The sequence below is a fragment of the uncultured Veillonella sp. genome (assembly GCF_934190855.1).
In the GTDB taxonomy this organism is placed as follows: domain Bacteria; phylum Bacillota; class Negativicutes; order Veillonellales; family Veillonellaceae; genus Veillonella.
On sequence record NZ_CAKPTN010000160.1, the window covers coordinates 1 to 3,775 of the forward strand.

Annotated in this window: 2 protein-coding genes; both read right to left on the bottom strand. The window is 40.2% G+C overall.

Features of this window, described 5'->3' with window-relative positions; translation table 11 throughout:
• Nucleotides 1–278: 278 nt before the first annotated feature.
• Nucleotides 279–2,624, bottom strand: coding sequence for an autotransporter outer membrane beta-barrel domain-containing protein (locus Q0F90_RS08060; protein WP_296004586.1), 2,346 nt, complete (start codon nt 2,622–2,624; stop codon nt 279–281).
• 585 nt (nt 2,625–3,209) lie between these two features.
• A complete protein-coding gene (locus tag Q0F90_RS08065) occupies nt 3,210–3,536 on the bottom strand; it encodes a Tat pathway signal protein (protein ID WP_296004588.1) in 327 nt (108 codons plus the stop codon).
• Nucleotides 3,537–3,775 lie beyond the last annotated feature (239 nt).

Sequence of the window (3,775 nt, forward strand, 5' to 3'; positions counted from 1 at the left end):
AATTTGACGATATATATAATTATCTCTATAATATAAGTAGATAGCCAAGCGAGTAGAACCGTCGGGCTCATCTCAAAAGTGAAAATAATTGATGAAATGGCCTTTCAGTTATCCAGTTACTGGTAACGAAGGGCTATTTGTCTTTTCCCAGACAAATAAGCGCCACAAGTGCTCCAAAGGCTCCATATAATCGAATCAATAAGAATCTATAAATAGAAATATACAAATGAAATAGCCCCTATAAAGGGGCTATTTTTGTTTACTATGTATATAACAAATTAGAATTTATGTGTAAATCCTGCATTTACAGACCAACCGGCTTTATAGTCGCCAGATAGACCTGTGCTAAGATCAGCGAAGATACTGTTATTTGCATTGAAGCCATAACGGCCACCGAATGCTAAATCTGTCCAAGTACCTTTAATGTCTTCGGATGTGTATTTAGTAGTGGCACCACTTGTGTACGCAGTTTTCACTGTACCAGAGAAGGCATGGTTTACGCCAACGCGAGTATAGATGTTACCTGCACCAAAGTTTTTCCCGATTTCAAGGCCAAGACCACCTGCTGTGCTGCTCACACCAGATTGTTCTACATGCATACTACCAGCATTGAAGCTATCGCCACCAAAGTGAGTATAGCTCAATTGTGCTTGTGGTTCAATGTATGTACCATTTGAAAGCTTCACAGTTTTACCATAGCGTACACCAATTGTGTAAGCATTCGCTTTAGTTTCACCAGAAAGTCTTTCACCAATCTCATTGCGAGCTGTAAAATCATTAGATACACGACCTACTTGAGACTCGATGTGGATGTATTGATCGTTGCCAAGATCTTTCAAGCCATATGCACCAACAGCAAAGGCTTTTTCTTTACCGGAGCCATTGAATACATAGTCATCGTTGCCACGAAGGTAAGAAACTTGACCCCCTACAGTCCAACCGCTGCTAGTTTTAGCGTCGTAACCACCTTGAATGCGTGTATACGTTGTATCTGTGTCGATACCTTTTGCATTATAGCTGTATTTACCGCCCCCAACGCGAGCCCAGATACCTGTTGGTTCACCTTGTTGTAATACGCGTGGACGATACATATTATCTGTTAATGTTCTCCAACCATTGATATTGCTCATGATGGCAGAACGAGTGCCGCGCATATGAGGCGTATCAAAATCACCTAATACCACATGAATATGACCGTTATTTTCAGGTTTAGGAGTAGGAGCCGGAGTCGGTTTTACCTCTGGTTTTGGAGCCGGTGCTGGTTCTGGTTTTACTTCAGGCTTAAGTGCTGGAGCTGGAACCGGTTTAACCTCAGGTTTTGGAGTTGGTGCTGGTGTTGGTTTTACTTCCGGCTTAGGCGCTGGAGCTGGAACCGGCTTAACCTCAGGTTTCGGAGTTGGTTGAGGTGTTGGTTTTACTTCTGGCTTAGGCTCAGGTTTTGGAGTCGGTTTTACCTCTGGCTTAGGTTGAGGTTTTGGTGCTGGTTTATTTTCACCATACACATATTTACCTTGGCCATCTTTATCTGCTTGCCAAGTAATGTCGCCTTCTTTAGCATGACCAGACGTGATGACTGTAAAACGACCAGATTCAGAACCATCAGATGCAATAGCTACTGTGCCTTGAAGGTTTCTTTCACCATTTACATAGTTATGATAATACATCTTATGTGCCAAGTTATCTAAGATCTTATTTACATTCTCTTCGGAAGACATGTCTAGACCTTTTTGAGTCGTATACACATGAGCAGCCGCACCAGGAGCAGCACTTGTAATGTGAATATCCCCACCCCAGAAAGAATCTGGTGTCACACCATTATAGGTTTTAGTTGGTGGTTGATAGCTTGGATCCTCAGTATCTCCAGCTTCATCATTAGGGTCATAAATAAAGTTTACATGACCTTCCAGCTTATCTACATAAAGTTTATTAAACTCACTTTGAGTTACATGATTAGCATAGTTGCGATTCTTGGAACCTACAAGTCGATGCACATGGCTAGGTTCAGTACTACCACTTAAAGTTCCTTCATGCAAGCCACCTTGATAGAAATGATCCCAAGAACCATAGTCGCCAAGGAATACATTGATATGACTTGGATGCTTTGCATCTTTATCTGCTAGATTAAATGCTAAACCATCCCAAAGAGATTCTTTACCATCGATACCAATATTGATCTCAGACGCGTAATTTGGGTCGCTTTTAACAATAACATCGCCTACCAAAGACAAGTCCTTGCCAGTAAAATTACCTTTGTTGCCATCTACACCAATATTAACAGTACCCCCTTGAGCTACTGCAATAGGAGTATCTACATTTTGAACATCATAAACGCCTTCCTTAAGGCTAACTGTACTACCACCTTTACTGCTGATGAAAGGCTTATTATTATAGCCAATATTAGAAACAGCTTTATCAATGCTGACTGTACTACCAGTATCTGCCTCAATGGTAGATATGTGGGTTGTCATTGTACCAGCCTTAAACTTCCCACCGTTATTTGCCGTAATATTTGCACCATTAGGTGTGGTAACTAATGTACTTCCCGCCATTGCATACGGCACTACAGAGCTAGCAATTGTCAGAGCAATTGCTAAAGATAAGTTCGCTTTACACATACGTTTCATAAGAACCCTCTCTTTTACACACTATAAACAATTATTAAATATTTTTAATTATAATTTATAATTATATACTTTGTAAATATGAGTGAAAATTGCCACATAACTATAAAATTACCACAAATAAAAAAACAGTAACTATAGTTACTGCTAACGTATACGTATATATATTTTTGTATATTTCTATATATAGATTCTTATTGATTCGATTATATGTTCGCCATATAATTGACTTAGGATAGTCAATCGGGGTTGGGCCTCTCTTCGTAAATGAAGGGAGGGGTGTCTATGAGTGATTATGAGTTAATCATGATAACTCTAGAGGTAATGACCGTAGTCATTGCTTTTGGTGCACTCGTGGCGCTTATTTGTCTTGGAAAAGACAAATAGCCCTTCGTTACCAGTAACTGGATAACTGAAAGGCCATTTCATCACGTATTTATTCTCTTGAGATGAGCCCGACGGTTCTACTCGCTTGGCTATCTACTTATATTATAGGGTTAATATTATATATCGTCAAATACAGATAAATAATACTAATATGTTGTATTATAAAATAAGAGGCAGCGACTGAGTCACTGCCTCTTATCTTTATTTACGTGCCACGCGCATGGCCGCCATCATTCCTGGGGATTTCCAGAGGGATTGGCCCTTGTCCGATACGAGTTTATCGTTATTGTAAAATACGTCTGCATTGTAGTAGTCATCATTGCCAGATGTTACTTTATAGCTCAAGCCAGCTGTTGTGTACACGGTAAAGTTGAGGACATCCCCCACTCGTTTTACAGAGTCTTGGTCTACGTACCAACTATTGCCGTGGTACGTCGTAGCATACACGTCTCTACGAGCTTCTACGTCGCGTGTATTAATGCCGATTAACACGAGTAGAGCTGCCATTATATATACAAATTTACGCATTGTAATTACCTCCGTATATGGTGAAAATACTTTTATAGTATACCCAAAAACGGTGAAAATCTCATTAAAACTTCAGCTTTCTCTCTATCCTTGCTAGTCTACCACCATGCCGACTACGAAAATGAGTGCCACCATGAGAATTGCATACAGCGGTAATAAGGCAAACTCGTATTAGGCCACAAATTAAGCGCCGTCGGTATTAAGAACCATATCACCGCGGAAAGCACTAGGAGTATAAC

Bases quoted from the DNA above. Each gene is read 5' to 3' on its own strand.
- Q0F90_RS08060 (WP_296004586.1), bottom strand. From the start codon at position 2,624: ATGAAACGTATGTGTAAAGCGAACTTATCTTTAGCAATTGCTCTGACA.
- Q0F90_RS08065 (WP_296004588.1), bottom strand. From the start codon at position 3,536: ATGCGTAAATTTGTATATATAATGGCAGCTCTACTCGTGTTAATCGGC.